17 protein-coding genes are annotated in these 17,455 nt (G+C 43.8%); 4 read left to right on the top strand and 13 right to left on the bottom strand.

Annotated elements, in window-relative coordinates:
* Positions 1-33: 33 nt before the first annotated feature.
* Positions 34-297, bottom strand: coding sequence for a YqhV family protein (locus tag ACWNM1_RS14940; protein ID WP_371915730.1), 264 nt, complete (start codon positions 295-297; stop codon positions 34-36).
* 302 nt (positions 298-599) lie between these two features.
* Here ACWNM1_RS14940 and ACWNM1_RS14935 point away from each other — a divergent pair, with 302 nt between their 5' ends.
* A complete protein-coding gene (locus ACWNM1_RS14935; protein WP_449601543.1) occupies positions 600-1,466 on the top strand; it encodes a YitT family protein in 867 nt (288 codons plus the stop codon).
* Positions 1,467-1,563: 97 nt separating this feature from the next.
* Here the strand turns inward: ACWNM1_RS14935 and ACWNM1_RS14930 are convergent, their stop codons facing one another.
* The 4 genes from ACWNM1_RS14930 to ACWNM1_RS14915 all read right to left on the bottom strand — a co-directional run bounded on the left by ACWNM1_RS14930 (position 1,564) and on the right by ACWNM1_RS14915 (position 5,360).
* Entirely contained in the window at positions 1,564-2,817 is a 1,254-nt protein-coding gene (locus ACWNM1_RS14930; protein WP_042190470.1) for an aspartate kinase, read from the bottom strand.
* A 301-nt stretch (positions 2,818-3,118) separates the two neighbouring features.
* Positions 3,119-3,676, bottom strand: a complete 558-nt coding sequence (gene efp, locus ACWNM1_RS14925; RefSeq protein ID WP_042190473.1) for an elongation factor P — start codon at positions 3,674-3,676, stop codon at positions 3,119-3,121.
* 47 nt (positions 3,677-3,723) lie between these two features.
* Positions 3,724-4,794: a M24 family metallopeptidase gene (locus tag ACWNM1_RS14920; protein WP_449601541.1), complete on the bottom strand. Its 1,071-nt coding sequence runs from the start codon at positions 4,792-4,794 to the stop codon at positions 3,724-3,726.
* A gap of 74 nt (positions 4,795-4,868) precedes the next feature.
* Positions 4,869-5,360 (bottom strand): YqhR family membrane protein, encoded by a 492-nt coding sequence (locus tag ACWNM1_RS14915; protein ID WP_449601540.1) that lies wholly within the window; start codon positions 5,358-5,360, stop codon positions 4,869-4,871.
* Between the two features lie 207 nt (positions 5,361-5,567).
* Here ACWNM1_RS14915 and ACWNM1_RS14910 point away from each other — a divergent pair, with 207 nt between their 5' ends.
* On the top strand, positions 5,568-6,515 hold the full coding sequence (locus ACWNM1_RS14910; RefSeq protein ID WP_371916578.1) for a DUF1385 domain-containing protein: 948 nt from the start codon (positions 5,568-5,570) through the stop codon (positions 6,513-6,515).
* Positions 6,516-6,522: 7 nt separating this feature from the next.
* Complete coding sequence (locus ACWNM1_RS14905; protein ID WP_042190481.1) at positions 6,523-6,864, top strand: hypothetical protein; 342 nt, start codon at positions 6,523-6,525, stop codon at positions 6,862-6,864.
* Positions 6,865-6,944: 80 nt separating this feature from the next.
* On the opposite strand, the gene ACWNM1_RS14900 is transcribed toward ACWNM1_RS14905, so the two are convergent.
* From ACWNM1_RS14900 to mntR, 3 genes are all read right to left on the bottom strand, one after another.
* The gene (locus ACWNM1_RS14900; protein ID WP_449601539.1) at positions 6,945-7,874 is read right to left on the bottom strand and encodes a patatin-like phospholipase family protein; all 930 of its coding nucleotides are present in this window, start codon (positions 7,872-7,874) and stop codon (positions 6,945-6,947) included.
* Between the two features lie 90 nt (positions 7,875-7,964).
* On the bottom strand, positions 7,965-9,605 hold the full coding sequence (locus ACWNM1_RS14895) for a family 10 glycosylhydrolase (protein WP_449601538.1): 1,641 nt from the start codon (positions 9,603-9,605) through the stop codon (positions 7,965-7,967).
* A 304-nt stretch (positions 9,606-9,909) separates the two neighbouring features.
* Positions 9,910-10,335, bottom strand: coding sequence for a transcriptional regulator MntR (mntR, locus tag ACWNM1_RS14890; RefSeq protein ID WP_042190488.1), 426 nt, complete (start codon positions 10,333-10,335; stop codon positions 9,910-9,912).
* A 193-nt stretch (positions 10,336-10,528) separates the two neighbouring features.
* Between mntR and splB the strand changes: the two genes are divergently transcribed.
* The gene (splB, locus tag ACWNM1_RS14885; protein WP_339242876.1) at positions 10,529-11,605 is read left to right on the top strand and encodes a spore photoproduct lyase; all 1,077 of its coding nucleotides are present in this window, start codon (positions 10,529-10,531) and stop codon (positions 11,603-11,605) included.
* On the opposite strand, the gene ACWNM1_RS14880 is transcribed toward splB, so the two are convergent.
* The 5 genes from ACWNM1_RS14880 to metG all read right to left on the bottom strand — a co-directional run bounded on the left by ACWNM1_RS14880 (position 11,602) and on the right by metG (position 17,426).
* Positions 11,602-12,315, bottom strand: a complete 714-nt coding sequence (locus ACWNM1_RS14880; protein WP_042129852.1) for a cytochrome c biogenesis CcdA family protein — start codon at positions 12,313-12,315, stop codon at positions 11,602-11,604. The two genes, splB and ACWNM1_RS14880, sit on opposite strands and share 4 nt — an antisense overlap.
* A gap of 63 nt (positions 12,316-12,378) precedes the next feature.
* Positions 12,379-13,182 (bottom strand): metal ABC transporter permease, encoded by an 804-nt coding sequence (locus tag ACWNM1_RS14875; protein ID WP_449601537.1) that lies wholly within the window; start codon positions 13,180-13,182, stop codon positions 12,379-12,381.
* 237 nt (positions 13,183-13,419) lie between these two features.
* The gene (locus ACWNM1_RS14870) at positions 13,420-14,169 is read right to left on the bottom strand and encodes a metal ABC transporter ATP-binding protein (RefSeq protein WP_042190495.1); all 750 of its coding nucleotides are present in this window, start codon (positions 14,167-14,169) and stop codon (positions 13,420-13,422) included.
* 34 nt (positions 14,170-14,203) lie between these two features.
* A complete protein-coding gene (locus ACWNM1_RS14865; protein ID WP_449601536.1) occupies positions 14,204-15,202 on the bottom strand; it encodes a metal ABC transporter solute-binding protein, Zn/Mn family in 999 nt (332 codons plus the stop codon).
* 211 nt (positions 15,203-15,413) lie between these two features.
* Entirely contained in the window at positions 15,414-17,426 is a 2,013-nt protein-coding gene (metG, locus tag ACWNM1_RS14860; RefSeq protein WP_449601534.1) for a methionine--tRNA ligase, read from the bottom strand.
* Between the last annotated feature and the right edge of the window lie 29 nt (positions 17,427-17,455).

Raw genomic sequence — 17,455 nt, 5'->3', positions numbered from 1 at the left:
ATGCTTGTACGCGCTCAATATGCCTATCATCTATCATTTTTTTAGAATCCCGATTAAGAGAAAGGCTACACCGCAACCGACCCAGCCCAGTTTGCTCCAGGACAACTGCTGAGCCATCCCTGTAAGTCCGATCGCTGTCGTCAATATCAAGATCGTCGGGCCTACCAAAGCTAGTCCAGAATTGACTGCAAGCGCCTTGTCTACCTGATTCAACCGCAGCATAATCAGTGCAGCTATAATCTCCGCACTACCCGAGAACAGCCGAAGAGTCGCCATCCAGCTTACATACTTGTCCAATCCACTCCACTCCTAACTTTTACTATTTCACACAGAATGATATTCAGGGCTTGTTTGTCCTTCTCTTATCCATGGATATGCGATAATTACTCACTTTAGACAAGGAGAAATGACAGAATTGCAAGTCCAACTGTGAAAGAGTTCATAGTACACACCTATATAAATAAATATAATCAGTACGATAAAATTATTTTTTACGAACACTTCCATCTGTGGTATCCTTGTTAATTGGAAATATAGTGGGTTTATATTTTCAAAAAGAGCAGACTATAAAGACATAAGAAAAAGAGGGGATTTGTGTCATGCAAGTTCGAAGTTACGGGTTACCGCAAAACATGCGGACCGTAGTCAGACCACTCAAGGAAGTAGCTATCATTATTTTTTCAGCCTTTTTAATTGCAAGCGGGATGCGATTGTTTCTAATTCCTCATCAGCTTCTGAGCGGTGGGGTAGCAGGGGTGGCTTCAGTCGTCGGTTATTTAACGGATCCGAAGTACATTTCTAAGCTTTATTTTGTAATAAACCTTCCTTTAATTGTCTGGGGATTTATTGCAGTGGGGAAAAAGTACATCTTACTAAGCTTGCTTTCCGTCGTGGCCACCACCTGGTTCATTACCATTATTCCTGAGGTGCAAATGACCAAGGACCCCATTCTTGCAAGTATTTTCGGCGGAGTAATTATTGCTGGGGGCGTTGGTTTTTCTCTCCGTACTGGGGGCTCTTCTGGGGGATTTGATATATTAGGCTCGATTATTTCACGTAAACGGGATATTCCCATGGGGAATGTCATGTTCTTAATGGATGGATTAGTTATTCTGAGTTTAGGCTTCTTTAAAAGCTGGGATTCCGCCTTATACGCTATGCTCTGCATTTTTGTAAAGAGTAGAGTAGTCGATATGATCCATATTCGCCATGTGAAGCTGACCTGCTTTATCGTTACCAAAGAACGGGAGATGATGCTGACCCGTCTCAGAGAGTTACCTCATGGCATCACTGTCGTCAATGCAGAGGGTGGATACAGTCATGAGGGAAATACCATGCTAATGACAGTAACGACTCGGTATGAACTTGCAAATCTGCGGAGAACTATTCTTGAAGCAGACCCAAGCTCCTTCGTCAATGTTGTGGAGACTGTAGAGATTCAGGGCCGGTTCAAACGATTAGGATAAATTCAGGGACCTACCTCCCTTGCTGTTATATATATGAAAAGGGATGCCCCGCAGCCGCTTGGCTGTAAGGCATCCCTCTTTGTTTACTCAGCAGCTCTTATCGGCGATCTTTAGGACCTCCGACGAAAGCCTGCTCTGTTGTATCGAGATTGTAGGCGGTATGAAGCGCCTGTATGATTGATGGCAAATTGCCTGATTCAATAACGCAAGATACTTTGATCTCAGAAGTGCTGACCATCTTGATGCTTACACCCTCTTGGGAGAGTACATCAAACATTTGAGCCGCTACCCCTGGATGGCTGACCATACCAGCACCAACGATGGATACCTTCACCAGGTTATCCTCGGAGGTAACTTCACGATAAGGCAAAGTTTTATGAATTTCTTTAATAACTTCCTTCGCCCGATCCAGCTCATCAAGAGAAACTGTAAATGAGAAGTCAGCCTGCTCATTCTGTACACCACTTTGTACGATAATATCTACGTTAACGCCCTCTTCAGCAAGCTTGCCGAAGACCTGAGCGAGTACACCTGGTACATCAGGAACTCCAAGAATACTGACACGTGCTACATTCTTATCAAATGCAATACCACTAACTACGATTCCCTGCTCCATGCTTGTTTCCTCCTTCACAACAGTACCTTCATTATGATTAAAGCTCGATCTAACGACCAGCTTAACTTGATGACGCTTAGCGTACTCCACTGCACGTGGATGTAATACAGCTGCTCCCAGATTGGCAAGCTCCAGCATTTCATCGTAAGAGATTTCCTTCAGCTTACGTGCCGTCTTCACGATACGTGGGTCTGTGGAGTAGATACCATCTACATCGGTATAGATCTCGCATACATCTGCTTGAATAGCAGCAGCCAATGCTACAGCTGTAGTGTCCGAACCACCGCGGCCTAATGTGGTGATCTCACCGTCCACAGTCATTCCCTGAAAGCCTGCAACGATCACGATCTGTTCACGCTCCAAAGACGCTAATACACGACGCGGGTCAATTTCATTGATACGAGCTCTGCCGTGAGTTTCGTCTGTTCGGAATCCAGCCTGCCATCCTGTATAAGAAACTGCATTCCGCCCGATCCCATGTAGGGCAATGGACAATAAAGCGACGGAGATTTGTTCACCTGTCGTCATCAACATATCCATTTCACGTGCGGGCGGCTGCCCGTTTAGTTGCTTCGCCGTATCGATCAAATCATCTGTTGTATCCCCCATTGCAGATACAACCACAACGCAGCGATGTCCCTCATCTTGCTTGTCTGCGATGCGCTTAGCGACGCGTTTCATTCGTTCAGTGTCGCCGACGGAGCTGCCTCCGAATTTCATAACATAAAGTGACAAAGTCCCATTCACTCCCCATATCGGTCTATGTAGTTGCTTCTAATCGGTTTCCCGCTTTAAATCAGTATAATACGAAAACAGTGCCTTGCGTTAATGGTTTCATAAAAAATTTATTAAATTTCCCCGCTGTGAAAAAAAAGATAAGGTCAGCATCTGCCCTTCAGCTGTGCTTATTTTACTCAACTTCCAGTATTTTAATGTAGGTTTCCATTGCATCTTTATCCGTTACTGTTCATAAAAAAACCTCCACCGTATAAACGGGGAGGCTCTTCTGGTAATATCTAGGTTATTGGTCTGTTTCCTACGCGCGGGAGATATATTTACCTTCACGAGTATCAACCAGCAAGATGTCTTCTTCGTTGATGAACAATGGAACCTGAACACTATGTCCGGTTTCAAGCTTGGCCGATTTCGTAGCACCTTGAGCCGTGTTTCCTTTAACGCCAGGTTCAGTTTCAACAACCTTCAACTCTACGCTGGTAGGAAGGTTGATCCCAAGAATCTCACCTTTGTAACTAACGATGTTTACAGTCATGTTCTCTTTAAGGAAATTCAATTCCCATTCCAATTGCTTTTCGGACAATTCGAATTGGTCATAAGTTTCGTTATCCATGAATACGTGGTCCGATCCACTGGCATAGAGATATTGTACACCACGGTTTTCGATAATAGCACGGCCAATCGTTTCACCTGCACGGAATGTACGCTCTACTGTATTACCGTTACGCAAGTTCTTAAGCTTGGAACGAACAAATGCTGCGCCTTTACCTGGCTTAACGTGTTGGAAATCAATAACGGTAAAAATATCTCCCTCTACCTCTACGGTCAAACCTGTTTTAAAATCATTTACTGAAATCACTAAAAATCCCTCCAAAATTTATAATCAATCTAATACATCACACTTACTTACAGTACTGTATATTCTTTAGACGAATGAGTCAGCAGTGACATTCCGCTCTCCGTGATCACAATGTCGTCTTCAATACGTACTCCGCCAATTCCCGGCAAATAAATACCAGGCTCCACAGTTACGACCATCCCCGGCTGCATAATATCGTCGCTAAGTTTGGACAAACGCGGCCACTCATGAACTTCCATTCCAAGTCCATGGCCTGTGCTGTGTCCAAATTGTTCACCATATCCGTAGCTAGCAATGATATCACGTGCCAAGGCATCACATTCCCGTCCAGTCATACCCGGCTTGATATGTGCTAAAGTATGTAGCTGAGCTTCCAGCACAATATCATAGATCTCTTTCAACTTCGGATCCGGTGCTCCGAGTGCGATGGTTCTTGTCACATCTGAGCAATAGCCATCAAGTAATGCACCGAAATCAAGGGTAATGAATTCATTGCCTTGAATTACACGGCTACTTGCTACGCCGTGTGGCATGGACGAGCGTTCACCTGAAGCAACAATCGTATCAAACGATGAAGAAGTTGCACCATGGGTACGCATATAAAATTCCATTTCCAAATCAACATCGCGCTCAGTCATGCCCGGCTTGATCACATTCAGAATATGACTGAATGTAGCATCGGCCAGATCTGCTGCACGTTGCATAACGGCAAGCTCTTCCTCATCCTTGAACATACGAAGGTCTTCCACAGCTTTGGAAATTGGAACTAACACTGCCGGCTTAAGTGCTTCTGCATATGAGGTGTACGCGCTGAATGAAACATCATCCTGTTCGAAACCGATACGTATCTCTTTACCAGAAGGCAGAAGCTCGCGAACTGTATCAATGAACTTAGTTGTATGTTCTACAACTTTAACCCCCATTGCTTGGTCCGCGGCCTGTGTCATATACCTGAAGTCAGTCAGCAGATAACAATCATCACTTGTCACCAGTACATAACCGGACGATCCGGTAAATCCACTTAAATAGCGGCGGTTATAACCGCTAGTTATCAACATTGCATCCAATCCTTGATCCTGCAAAACCTTACGCAGCTTGGAGACACGCTTGTTACCCATTTTCATTCTCCTCTCGAAATAGCCACATTGTATTTTAACATAGGGATATCCCCTTGAGAAGTTTTTTCGCGCCGTTAGGCAAGCGCTGTACTTTGCTCACGCTTCCGTTCGTCCGTATACTCGATCGCTGCTGTATATCCAATGAACATTCCCCATAGCAGAAAAATGCAGAACTCACTAATGACAGAGTTCCACGGCAGCTTGAATGGGGGCTGCATAAGAAACATCTGCGAGCCGGGAATAAATATAATCGCCCACCATAAAACGCCGTAGACCAGGCCTGGCCAAGGTCCCTTCAGCTTACGGAGAAGCAGTACATACAGCATGGAGGCGATGACCGAAAATACAATAAACATCATATATCCCACGAAATGTCCAAATGCTGTTGTCAAAAACGCATGCCTGAAAAAAGGCTCTGCGATAAAGCCAGGGCTTACTTTGGTAAAACTGAACCAATAGACTAGCCAATGAAGCCCACCCCAAATTAATCCTGCAAAAAAACCTAATTCGAGTGCAAAAAGCCAAATATTTGTATGCCCCGATTGTTGTTGATGAGATTTGCTCATGAAATGGCCTCGCTTTCTTTATTTTTAATGCCGATTTATCTCTCGTTCTCTCTAGAAGATAGTATGTACAGCAAAAGGCGATCCAACTAGTAATGTCTTCAAAAATTAGTTACAATGTATTATATAAATCATATTAAATACGAGAAGGTGAATTGGTTGTCCCAGGAAACTCCCAGTTACGGCGGCCAAGCCGTCATTGAAGGCGTCATGTTCGGCGGTAAGCATATCAATGTAACAGCCGTGCGACGCAAGAATCAGGAAATCACATTTTTAGAAGTACCCAAAAGCGATAAGAGCTGGGTCACGAAACTGCGCAAGATTCCGCTGCTTCGCGGCCTTGTCAGTATAATAGATGCCAGCGCTAAAGGCTCTAAGCACTTGAATTATTCAGCCGAATCCTACGCTGAAGATGAATTGGAACCGGAAGATATCGAGAAGGAAAAAGCGAAGCCGAAGAAAAAGGATGAGGGCTGGAGCCTTGGAATGATTTTTGGGGTTGCTGTAATGGGTATTCTCTCCTTCTTGTTCGGAAAGCTCATTTTTACGCTTGTTCCGGTATTTGTAGAGGATTTTTTATTTAAAAATGTATTTGATAACTACGTACTGCACAACCTCATAGAAGGCGGCATCAAAATGATTCTCTTGCTGGTCTATTTATGGGCGATTTCTCAAACACCTGTGATCAAGCGACTGTTCCAGTATCACGGCGCCGAACATAAAGTCATCAGCGCTTTTGAAGCAGGCGAAGAACTGACTGTTCAGAACGTTCAGAAATACAGCCGTCTGCATTACCGCTGTGGAAGTAGCTTTATGATGCTGACGATTATCCTCGGTGTGATCATTTACTCCGTAGTCCCATGGGATAATCTTTGGGAACGAGTGATCCAGCGGATTATCTTGTTGCCAGTCGTAATTGGTGTATCGTTCGAAGTTCTAAAGGGAACCAATGCGGTAAGAGAAGTACCAGGCCTTAAATATCTGGGTTACCCTGGATTGTGGCTGCAACTCCTTACAACCAAAGAGCCAAAAGACGATCAGGTAGAAGTATCTATTGCCTCTTTTAACCGTATGCGTGAGCTTGATGCTGCGATTGAAGCAAGAGGATATTCGGAGGCAAGTGTGTCAGGCGGCATATTGGATCCTGCGAAAGGATGAGTGATCTATGATCAGGCATGCTTTAATTTTTTGGATTACGGTTACGCTTGCGATTTTCGGTTTTGTGATTGGAGTCTTGACTGAGCCCTTCTTTACGCTGTCGAAGCTGATTCTCCCCCTAGTACTGTTAGCAATTATTTATTATGCTTACAAAAAAATGGGACCAGGCAAATACGCTCGTAGCAGCAGTGGATCTAAGGTTAAAGTGAAGCCTTCCCAGAAGACCATGTCAAAGGTAGCAGGAATTCGTAAGACTCAAGCTGCACCAGGCAAACGCAAAAGCTATCCTTTCCAAGTGATCGAAGGAAGTAAAGGGAAAAATGACGATCAGCTTCCGAAGTATCACTAACTTCATAAGAACTCCAAAAAGCATCTCCACGTTTTAAGTAACGTGTGGGATGCTTTTTTCTCATATGGATACCTCGCTCGTTATCTTGGTCGCCACTCCTTAAAGAAATCTTCTCCTGCTTTAAGTCCAGCAGCATACATTTCATCGCTTTGCGCTTTTGTAATTTCAAATTGAGTCGTCCCAATCCCAAGCGTAGGAATTTTTACCGTACGAACAAATTTATCCCCTTCAATAAACTTCTCATCATGAGCAGAGAGCATGGTGGTTACCATAGCTTGGAGCATACTGAATGGTCCTCTAATTGTATGCGGCTGTGGATCGGTCTTACCTACCGTTTGATAACCTACCGTAGGAATTCTGCTCCCAGGTTGTTTGCTCCCATTATTCTTGCTGTCAAATAGCCACAAAGGAAAGTTACTCAAGAGCCCACCATCTACAACATACACAAACTGCTCGGCAAAGGATTTCCCTCTTGCTGCCTGCCCGTTTAGTCTTAACCTCACAGGATCAAAAAAATAAGGAATGCTGCAGCTCATTCGTACTGCCTTGGCCACTTCAAAATGCTCCGGAGAGATCCCATACTGCTCCAAGCCATCTGGCAAGACCAATATCCTTCCATTTGTGATATCGGATGCGATGATAGATAATTTACCGGCAGGCAGATCACGGAAGGTGATGATCCCCTTTTTTAGTAATAATGCTCTTATCCAGGACTCCAAGGCTTCCCCAGAATATAATCCTTTCTTCAATAACACTCGCAGCGCAGGGCCAACGATAGCCGTATTATAAATGGGACCTCGCTTCAGAAACGATGAAAAGGATGTTCCTTGAATTATCCGACACATTTCCTCCCCTTCATAGCCCGCTGCTAGTAAAGTGGCTACAATCGAACCTGAGGACGTTCCTGCTACCCTTTTAAAAGTCCAGCCTGCCCTTTCTGTAGCTTCAACTGCTCCCGCAAGAGAAATCCCCTTTACGCCTCCTCCTTCAAATACAGCGTTAATCTCCATACACAAAAATCCCCCGTTCTCATAGATTCTATTGCTTATCTATGAGCACGGGGGAACATTCATGACTCCTTATGAATAACAGCTAAACTATTAGGATTTAAAATAAAAGGTCAGTAAGCTCGACAATCCGAACGGATTGCGGACTACGACGTCATTCGCTCTAAACATAATACTACCTGCAACCTCTTCGTACTTCTCATTATATTTGAGCTGATTAATAATTTGATCTCCACTTTGCCATTCAGCCTTTTGATCACTGGCTCCGACCTTATAACCAGCTAACCCGATGTAGAGTTTAACATTCGTATTCTCGACTTCTTTTACCCACCAATCTACTAACTTGTCATAACGAGCTGTGCTAAAGGACAAACTCCAATAAATTTGCGGAGCGACATAATCAATCCAGCCCTGCTTAATCCATGTCCGAACATCCGCATACATGCTGTCATAAGCAGATACCCCTGCAGTCGTGTCCGAACCTGTACTATCATTTTTAATATTTCGCCATACTCCAAAAGGACTGATTCCATAAGAAGCCTTTGGCTTCACCTTATGAATCTGTTCTCCCAACTGACGGACAAATTCATTAATATTATCTCGACGCCAATCAGCTTTAGAAAGCTTTTTCGAATTATAGGTAGAATAAGCAGCATCATCAGCAAAAGTAACATTTGAAGGATAAAAGTAATCATCCAAATGAACACCATCGATATCGTAACCTTTAACGACTTCCATCACCGTGTCGATGATATGCTCACGAGCCTCCGGAATACCTGGATTAATGTATTTCTTACCATCGGCATTCACAATCCATTCTGGATGTTCTTTTGCCACATGGTTACTTGCTAACGCTGAGGTGGAAGCATCCGTCGTTGCACGGAATGGGTTGAACCAAGCATGAAACTGCATGCCGCGGGAATGCGCAGCACTGACCATATAGCTTAGAGGATCATATCCAGGATTCTTCCCTTGTGTACCCGTCAATACCTTAGACCAAGGAACTAAAGTCGATGGATATAGACTATCTGCTGAAGGTCTAACCTGAACAAATACAGCATTAAAGCCAACAGCCTTTAGCTTGTCTAACAAATTATCAAACTCCTGCTTTTGTTTCGCTTCATTTCCTGCCGAAGACGTTGAAGGCCAGTCCAGGTTGAATACGGTAGAGATCCAAGCCCCCTTCATCTCCTTACTAGTCGATCCACCAGGGATAGTCGGTATCGTTGGCACTGTTGGTGTCGTTGGTGTCGTTGGTGTCGTTGGTGTTTCTGGATCGACAGATTGTGGTGGTTCAGTGTTGGAGATCAAGGAAATATGCTTATTAATCTGATCCCATAACACCTGCAGTCCCAATTGCTCACTTACAAAACGAATGGGTACCATTACCCGCCCCTGCTTAATCTGCACGGATGTATCCAGCGCTACCGAAGTATCGTTTACCCATGCATTTTTCAGGCCACTGGTTAACTTGAGAATCGTATCTCCTTGAGTGATCGTTACAGTCTTACTATTTTGATTCCATACTACGCCGGCATTTAATCCTTTACTGATCACACTAATTGGCACCATCGTCACATTGGAAGTTGTGATATACGGAGGCACATCACTAACCAGCGCCTCTCCATCCAGTTCAATCGTAATTTGCACCGCTGCCGCGCGTACACCAGGAGACCATAAAGGCAGAAACAACATAAGTACTAACAAGCTCAACATCCATTTACGATAATTCATAATTCCTCCCCAAATCTAAAAAATATGTACCCAAAAAATAAGAAAAAACGGATAAATCCTTCAAGCAGATGAGAGAATGCCTCCTTCTAAGAAGGTGGTCTCTGTTTCTGCAAAAAATATAAGAAGTACCGAATAAAACTCATACTCTCTTATATTTTTAAAAGGACTGTATCCGTTTTGACGCTAAAAACTGGGAAAGGTTGCACTAAACAAAATAGAAACGGCTATACTATCCACTGATTATGCTCACGAAAGCCTTGCTGCGCATAACTTTTAGGACAGTATCCGTTTCGGGAAAAACATTTCAAGAATCGCTTGTCAGTTCGTTGTGAATCGCATATAAAGTCTGTACACGTTCTTCATCGCGGCGGAAATATTCTACCAATGTTTCAATACGCGTAATCGAATCCCAACTTAAGTGGTGCTCGATTCCTTCAACATCATTATAAATGTATTCCTGCTGTACTCCGATCAATCCGAGGAATTCCTCCAATAGTTGATGACGATCAACCAGACGTTTTCCTACTTTTTTCCCTTTGTTGGTTAGGACAAGCCCACGATATTTCTCATAGATGAGATATTCGTCCTTATCCAGTTTTTGGATCATCTTGGTCACAGAGGAGGGGTGTACTTCCAGTCCCTCGGCAATATCTGAGACCCGCGCATAACCTTTCTCATCTATGAGCTTGTATATGCGCTCCAAATAATCCTCCATGCTGGGTGTTGGCATTAAACTTTACCTCTTTTCTATAATGAGCATGGCGCCGGGCCAAACCTTGCTCTAACAATGATACATGTTTCTAACGCACCTTGGCAAGTCCTTCAAAGGAACTTACAGATGAGTTGCACATGTTTACCATGCTTCTATTGGGGCTGAGTTAGACATAATAAACATACTCGTCATTCAAAAGGAGCGTGAATTTATGACTATAGTGACTCCAGAGCCCTCTACTGTAAAAAGACCCAGAAAACCTACTGCACTTTTTCTTCCAGAGCTTGTTTTCTTTGAACCGAATGCTTTAAATTACCCTAAAGGTGAAAAAATAATGGAATGGGTAAAGGCTAACAATATCCCATATCGTATGACCACATCACATAATCGTATTATGAATTTCCCTGGTGAAACTGAGGTCGAGCAATATAAAATTGCCAAAAGAACGCTTGTTGTCGGCCTACGCAAAACTTTGAAATTTGACCAATCCAAGCCATCGGCTGATTATGCTATTCCCATTGCCACCGGCTGTATGGGGCACTGCCATTATTGCTATTTGCAGACTACCTTAGGAGCAAAGCCCTACATTCGCGTATATGTAAACACAGGTGACATTATAGATGCTGCCAAAAAATATATTGAGGAGCGCAATCCAGAAATCACCACTTTTGAAGCTGCCTGCACATCAGATCCTTTAGGACTTGAGCATATTACCGGCTCTCTGGCAGAACTAATTACATTTATGGCAAAAGAACCCCTTGGCCGTCTGCGCTTTGTGACCAAATACCAACATGTTGAACCACTGCTTGCTTTGGAGCATAACGGACATACCCGAGTTCGCTTCAGCGTCAACGCAGATTATGTAATCAAAAATTTCGAGCCTGCCACCTCCCGCTTTGAGGAGCGTATTGAAGCCGCTGGAAAGGTAGCACGGGCGGGTTATCCACTTGGCTTTATCATTGCTCCAATTATTTGGTATGACGGCTGGCAAGAAGGTTATGCTGAGCTACTGGCCAAGTTAGCCCAGACCCTCCCCCCTGAAGTCGGAAAAGGATTAACCTTCGAAATGATTCAGCATCGATTCACCAAAACCGCTAAGACGGTTATAGAGAAGCGCTACCCCAAATCCAAGCTAGAAATGGACATGGAGAAGCGTAAGAAAAAATGGGGACGCTGGGGACAAAATAAATATGTCTATCCAGATGAACAGCAAACCGCCCTGCGAGAGTTTATCACAGAGCGGATATTCGAACATTTTCCAGAAGCAGGAATTGATTATTTCACTTAAAAAATGAGCCAATCTGGTGTGATTCCCTGTAGCCAAACTGTGATCCGAAACATTTGATCTGTAAAGAGCAGAACGCCCATAAATACCATGAGAACGCCACCAATCTTCATCAGCACATTTGAATATTTAAGGATACGTCTGGCTCCTCCAAGAAAGAAGGCTAAGACAAAGAATGGCAATGCGAACCCTATGCTATAAGCCGTAATTAACGTAAACCACGTGCCAGGCTCACTTGCAGAAAGTGCGATAATCGCAGTCAAAATCGGTCCAATACATGGAGACCAGCCCGCTGAAAAACCGATCCCAAAAATAAAGGATCCCACATAACCCGCCGGCTTCCATTTTAAATCAAGCTTACGTTCGCGAAGTAGAAATTGCGGCTGAAAGATCCCAAGCAAAAATAATCCCATCACAATAATCAAAATCGCCGATAATTGCCGGATCAGATCACGCTGTCCATTAAAAAATTGTCCAAATAGTCCTGCACCAAATCCCAAAGTGTAAAAAACCGCTGAAAAACCTAAAATAAAAGCCAATGTATGGGTTATTGTGCGTATACGGACCTCTTTGGTATTGCTGCCTGACTTCAATTGCTGAACGGATAATCCGGTAATATACGATAAATAAGAGGGATAAAGCGGTAAGCAGCAAGGTGATATAAACGATGCTACCCCTGCTGCTAAGGCTATTCCTGCATTGATATTAGACAAGGTAGCGGCTCTCCTTCCAGCATTCGAGTCACTTCAGGGCATACCCTATATTTTATTCGCTGTTTATGCTGGCAAACCCTTTTTACCAATCAAAGTCAACACTAATAGTGATATGAGTAAAAGCACAATGGTTGCACCAGGGGCCAGATTCCAAACTCCTGCAACCACTAGTCCGCCTACAACAGCAATTTCCGAAATGATGACGGATAGAATGACCGAGGATTTAAAGCTTCGAGATAACAATAAGCTGATGGCCACAGGAATGGTCAGTAGAGCTGATACTAGCAAAGATCCAACAATTTTAATCGCAGTACTGATTACAAGCGCCGTCAGAATGGTAATCAACATGTTAAGCAGCTTCACTGGGAGTCCGCTGACACTCGCAGCATCCTCTTCAAAGCTAAGTAAGAAGAACTCCTTAAAGAACAGCGATACTACTACTACAACTGCTATCGTTACGATCCCTACTACGATTAAATCGGTATTGTCTAGCGTATAAATGCTACCGAACAAGTAACTCATAACATCTGCATTATAACCTTTTCCTAAAGTGAAAAAGAGTGAGGCTAAAGCCACTCCGCCCGACATAATTATGGCTATCGAGAGCTCTGCATAACTCTTATAAGCCTTGCGCAGCTTCTCTATCGCGAAGGAAGCCACCACTGCAAAAATAAGACCTGCTCCCAGCGGGTAAAATCCTGTCAAAAAACCAAGTGCCACACCGGCAATCGTAACATGAGCCAGCGTATCCCCAATCATAGATAAACGTCTGAGCACAAGAAAAACGCCTATAAGCGGCGCTGTAATGCCTATCAGAAGACCGCCCGCAAGCGCTCGCTGAAAAAAATCGCTAAATAAAATTCCCAACTTTAACTCTCCTTCATAGAACAATTGAAACATTTTTAAAGCTTTTATTAAAATCTTATTTTTGATCCCTCCCAAACCCTCCCTTCCAAGGGAGGGCCCCAAGGGCTCTGCCCTCTGGACACCCGTCAAGTCAACTAGCGTAGGAGGTGGGGTTACTTAACTTAGATAAATCGGGGAAAGATCGCTTTCGCCCCTTTTGGGGCACGCTTACAGCGTCGCTGTATCTAGATCTATGACCTAAGAGAGCGTGTGCTGAAGGTTCTCTTCCGTACAATTCTGCAAATCATGAGAATGACGGGAGAAAAAGTTAATCTTACCGTTCGTTTGCACAGGTTCATTCCCTAAGTAATTCTTAATCATGTCAATATCATGCGACACCATTAGGAATGTCATATGATGATGGGCGTGCATATGTGTAATTAATTCAAAGAATCCTGCTTGTGATTCAGCATCAATACCGACTGTAGGCTCATCCAAAATCAGCAGATCCGGATGGTTGATCAACGCACGTGCTAGAAATACACGCTGCTGCTGACCGCCTGACAGCTGGCCTACTCTTTTCTCCGCAATATCCTGTATCCGCATCACTTCAAGTGCATCTTCGCACTGACGATGCTGAGCCTTTGATACTCTTCGAATAAGATTCTTGTTGTTGTACAAACCAGATAGCACTACTTCACGCACCGTTGCTGGAAACAGCGGGTTGAAGGCGTTCTTTTGTGGAACATAACCTATCCGTTCCCAGTCTTTAAACTTGCGGACAGGCGTTCCAAATAATTTGATTTCACCACTGCTTGCCGGAAGCAAACCGACGATCATCTTCATCAGTGTTGTTTTACCAGCGCCATTAGAACCAATGATACCAAGGAAGTCTCGTTCTCTTACACTATAGTTAAGATTCGAGATCACCTTCTGTTCACCATATGAAAAAGATAGATCCTGTATATCGATGATATGCTGATGGCAGTCCAAGGATACCGATTGCATGCTTTAGCACCGCCTTTTCCTTATACTTTCCTTTTTATTGTAAAGCCATAATCAGATTTTGCAAATTTTTCTCCATCAAGGTGAAGTAGTTATCCCCGTTCTTTTCTTGCTCCGCAGTAAGACCCTCCACCGGATTAAGAACCATAGTAGACACACCAGCTTCAGCCGCTAACGTCTTAGCCAGTTTATCGGAGACAAGCTCTTCAAAAAAGATGTATTGAATTTTCTCCTCTTTAACCATCTTCGCCAGGTTTACTAAATCCTGTCCACGCGGCTCAGCGTCTGGGGATAATCCCATAATCGCATGCTGCTCAAGCTTATAGTCACGAGCAAGATAGGCAAAAGCTTGATGCGAAACTACAATTTTGTGGTTAGGCAGTTTGGTAAGCTCCTGTTCAAATTTACTATCCAAAGCCTGTAAACGTTCAGCTAGCTTATTGTAACGCTCTTCATAACCATCTTTATGATCAGGATCCACAGATTGAAGGCTTTCTTTTATATTGCGCGCCATGATGATCGCTGATTTCGGACTTACCCAGGTATGTGGGTCCGTATGAAGGCTGTCCTCAGAAGAATGGCTATTATGATCAGCATCATCTTCGTGATGATCCTCTTCGCCGCTTCCCCCATGATCATGTCCGTCATCTTCATCGGTCATTATTAAATCAACACCTTTACTTACTTCAACAGCTTCCACTTTACTGCTACTATCAAGTCCTTTTAGAAAATTAGGAACCCATCCCTCAAGCCCTGCTCCATTGTACAAGAATAATTGCGCTTTGGAGGTGTTGACAATATCCTGACTGCGTGGTGTCCAATCATGCGGCTCTACACCAACCGGAAGAAGATTAATGGCATTTATATCATCTCCACCAATTTCCCGAGTAAACTCATAAATAGGATAAAAAGTAGTTACAACATTTACTTTCCCTTCAACTATACTTCCACTGCTCTTAGGTCCACATGCAGTGAGTGTAAATACAAGCACCAATGCAAGTATAAGCAGACTTATTCGTGACTTCATAGCAACCATTAAATTGATCTCCCTCTCAAATCGTAATCTTTACTATTAGAAGTATAATAGTAATCATTACGATAAGTCAACAATAAATCCTAATAAAATGATTCTGAATTTTGTCCCTGCTTATACGTTGAAAAAAGGAATGTTCCCACAGCCTATCCGGCTGAAGGAGCATTCCCTTGCTTATATAACAATTACATATATAGATTCTACATAACGAATCTTACTTCACAATAGCTCCATTTGGCATGCTATCTGGAACTGTGGCGATGGTTAACTGATCACCTTTAGAAGCCGCTAAAATCATCCCTTGGGATAATTCTCCGCGCAGTTTCACTGGCTTCAGGTTCACAATACAAATCACTTTTTGGCCTACCAGCTCTTCCGGTGTGTAAAACTTCGCGATACCAGAAACGACTTGACGCTGCTCATAACCTAGATCCAGCTGCAGCTTCAGCAGCTTGTCGGCTTTCTTCACAGGTTCAGCTGCAATGACCTGAGCTACCCGAAGCTCAGCCTTGGCGAAATCGTCGATGCCGATCTCTTCTTTATGCTCTTCCTCAGGCTCGGATACCGCAGGAGCCGCAGGTGCTGCTTCGGTCGCTTCAGCAGCCGGTTTACCAGCGCCCATGGCTTCGGCGATATAAGCTACCTCTTGCTCCACATCCAGGCGTGGGAAGATTGGGTTGCCTTTCACCAGCTTTGTTCCTGCCGGAATCAGACCAAAGGTCTTACCGCTGTCCCATGTCGTTAATTCACCAACTTCGATGCCAAGCTGTTCCCAAATCTTCGCTGGGGTTTGCGTCAAGAACGGCTGCAGTAGGATGGAAGCGGTGCGAAGACCTTCCACAAGATGTCTCATTACGGAAGCGAGCTCAGCTGTTCTGCTCTCATCCTTAGCAAGCACCCAAGGCTGTGTCTCATCAATATATTTATTGGTGCGGCTGATAAAGATCCCGATCGCTGTTAGCGCTACGGAGAACTCCATTTTTTCCATCGCTTCTTCTACTTTGGCATAAGTATTCTCTGCCGCAGCTTGAAGCTCACCATCAAATGCTGTTACATTTCCTTCATACGCTGGAAGCTCTCCACCGAAATACTTTTCTACCATCGCACCTGTCCGGTTCAACAGGTTACCAAGGTCATTAGCAAGATCATAGTTAACCCGATCAACAAAGCTTTCCGGTGTGAATGTACCATCCGAACCAAATGGTACTTCCCGTAGCAGGTAATAACGAAGTGCATCCAGGCCGTAACGATCAATTAATGTAACTGGATCTACTACGTTCCCTTTGGATTTTGACATTTTGCCATCCTTCATGAGCAGCCAGCCATGAGCAAATACCTTTTTCGGAAGAGGCTCACCCAGCGCCATTAGAATGATTGGCCAGTAAATCGTATGGAAACGGACGATTTCTTTGCCGACAATATGCACATCAGCAGGCCAGAAATTATCGTACAGACTGCGATCCTCGGAACCGTAACCCAAAGCAGTAATGTAATTTGTCAATGCATCGATCCATACGTACACTACATGCTTTTCATCGCCTTTAACCTTAACACCCCAATCGAAAGTCGTACGGGAAACCGCAAGATCCTCCAGACCAGGCTTGATAAAGTTGTTAATCATTTCGTTCTTACGGGATTCCGGCAAAATAAAGTCCGGATTCTCCTCATAAAATTGCAGCAATCGATCTGCATATTTACTCATCCGGAAGAAATAACTCGCTTCCTTCACCAGTTCAACCGGATGACCGCTATCAGGGCTTTTTGCACCAATGATTACGCCATTGTCATCTCGAACGATATCAACCAATTGTGTTTCTGTATAGAAGGTTTCATCCGGAATACTGTACCAGCCTTCATATTCGCCTTTATAGATGTCCCCTTGCTTGAGCAGTCGATCAAAAATATCCTGAACAACCTTTTTATGACGCTCTTCCGTTGTACGGATGAAGTCATCATTGGAGATGTCTAGCTTGCGCCATAATTCCTTAATGCCAACGACGATGTCATCTACGAACTGCTGAGGGGTTTTGCCTGCTTCCTCTGCCTTCCGTTCAATCTTTTGACCATGCTCGTCTGTACCTGTAAGATACCTTACATCATAGCCGCGTAGACGTTTGTAGCGGGCCATTGCATCTCCAGCTACGGTAGAATAAGCATGTCCGATATGCAGCTTATCACTCGGATAGTAGATAGGTGTAGTTAAGTAAAAAGTTTTCTTTTCGCTCATTGATTAATCATCCTTTCTTTCATAAAAAG

This window comes from Paenibacillus sp. Marseille-Q9583 (assembly GCF_976954365.1).
This window is presented reverse-complemented; position numbering and strand designations above follow the sequence as displayed.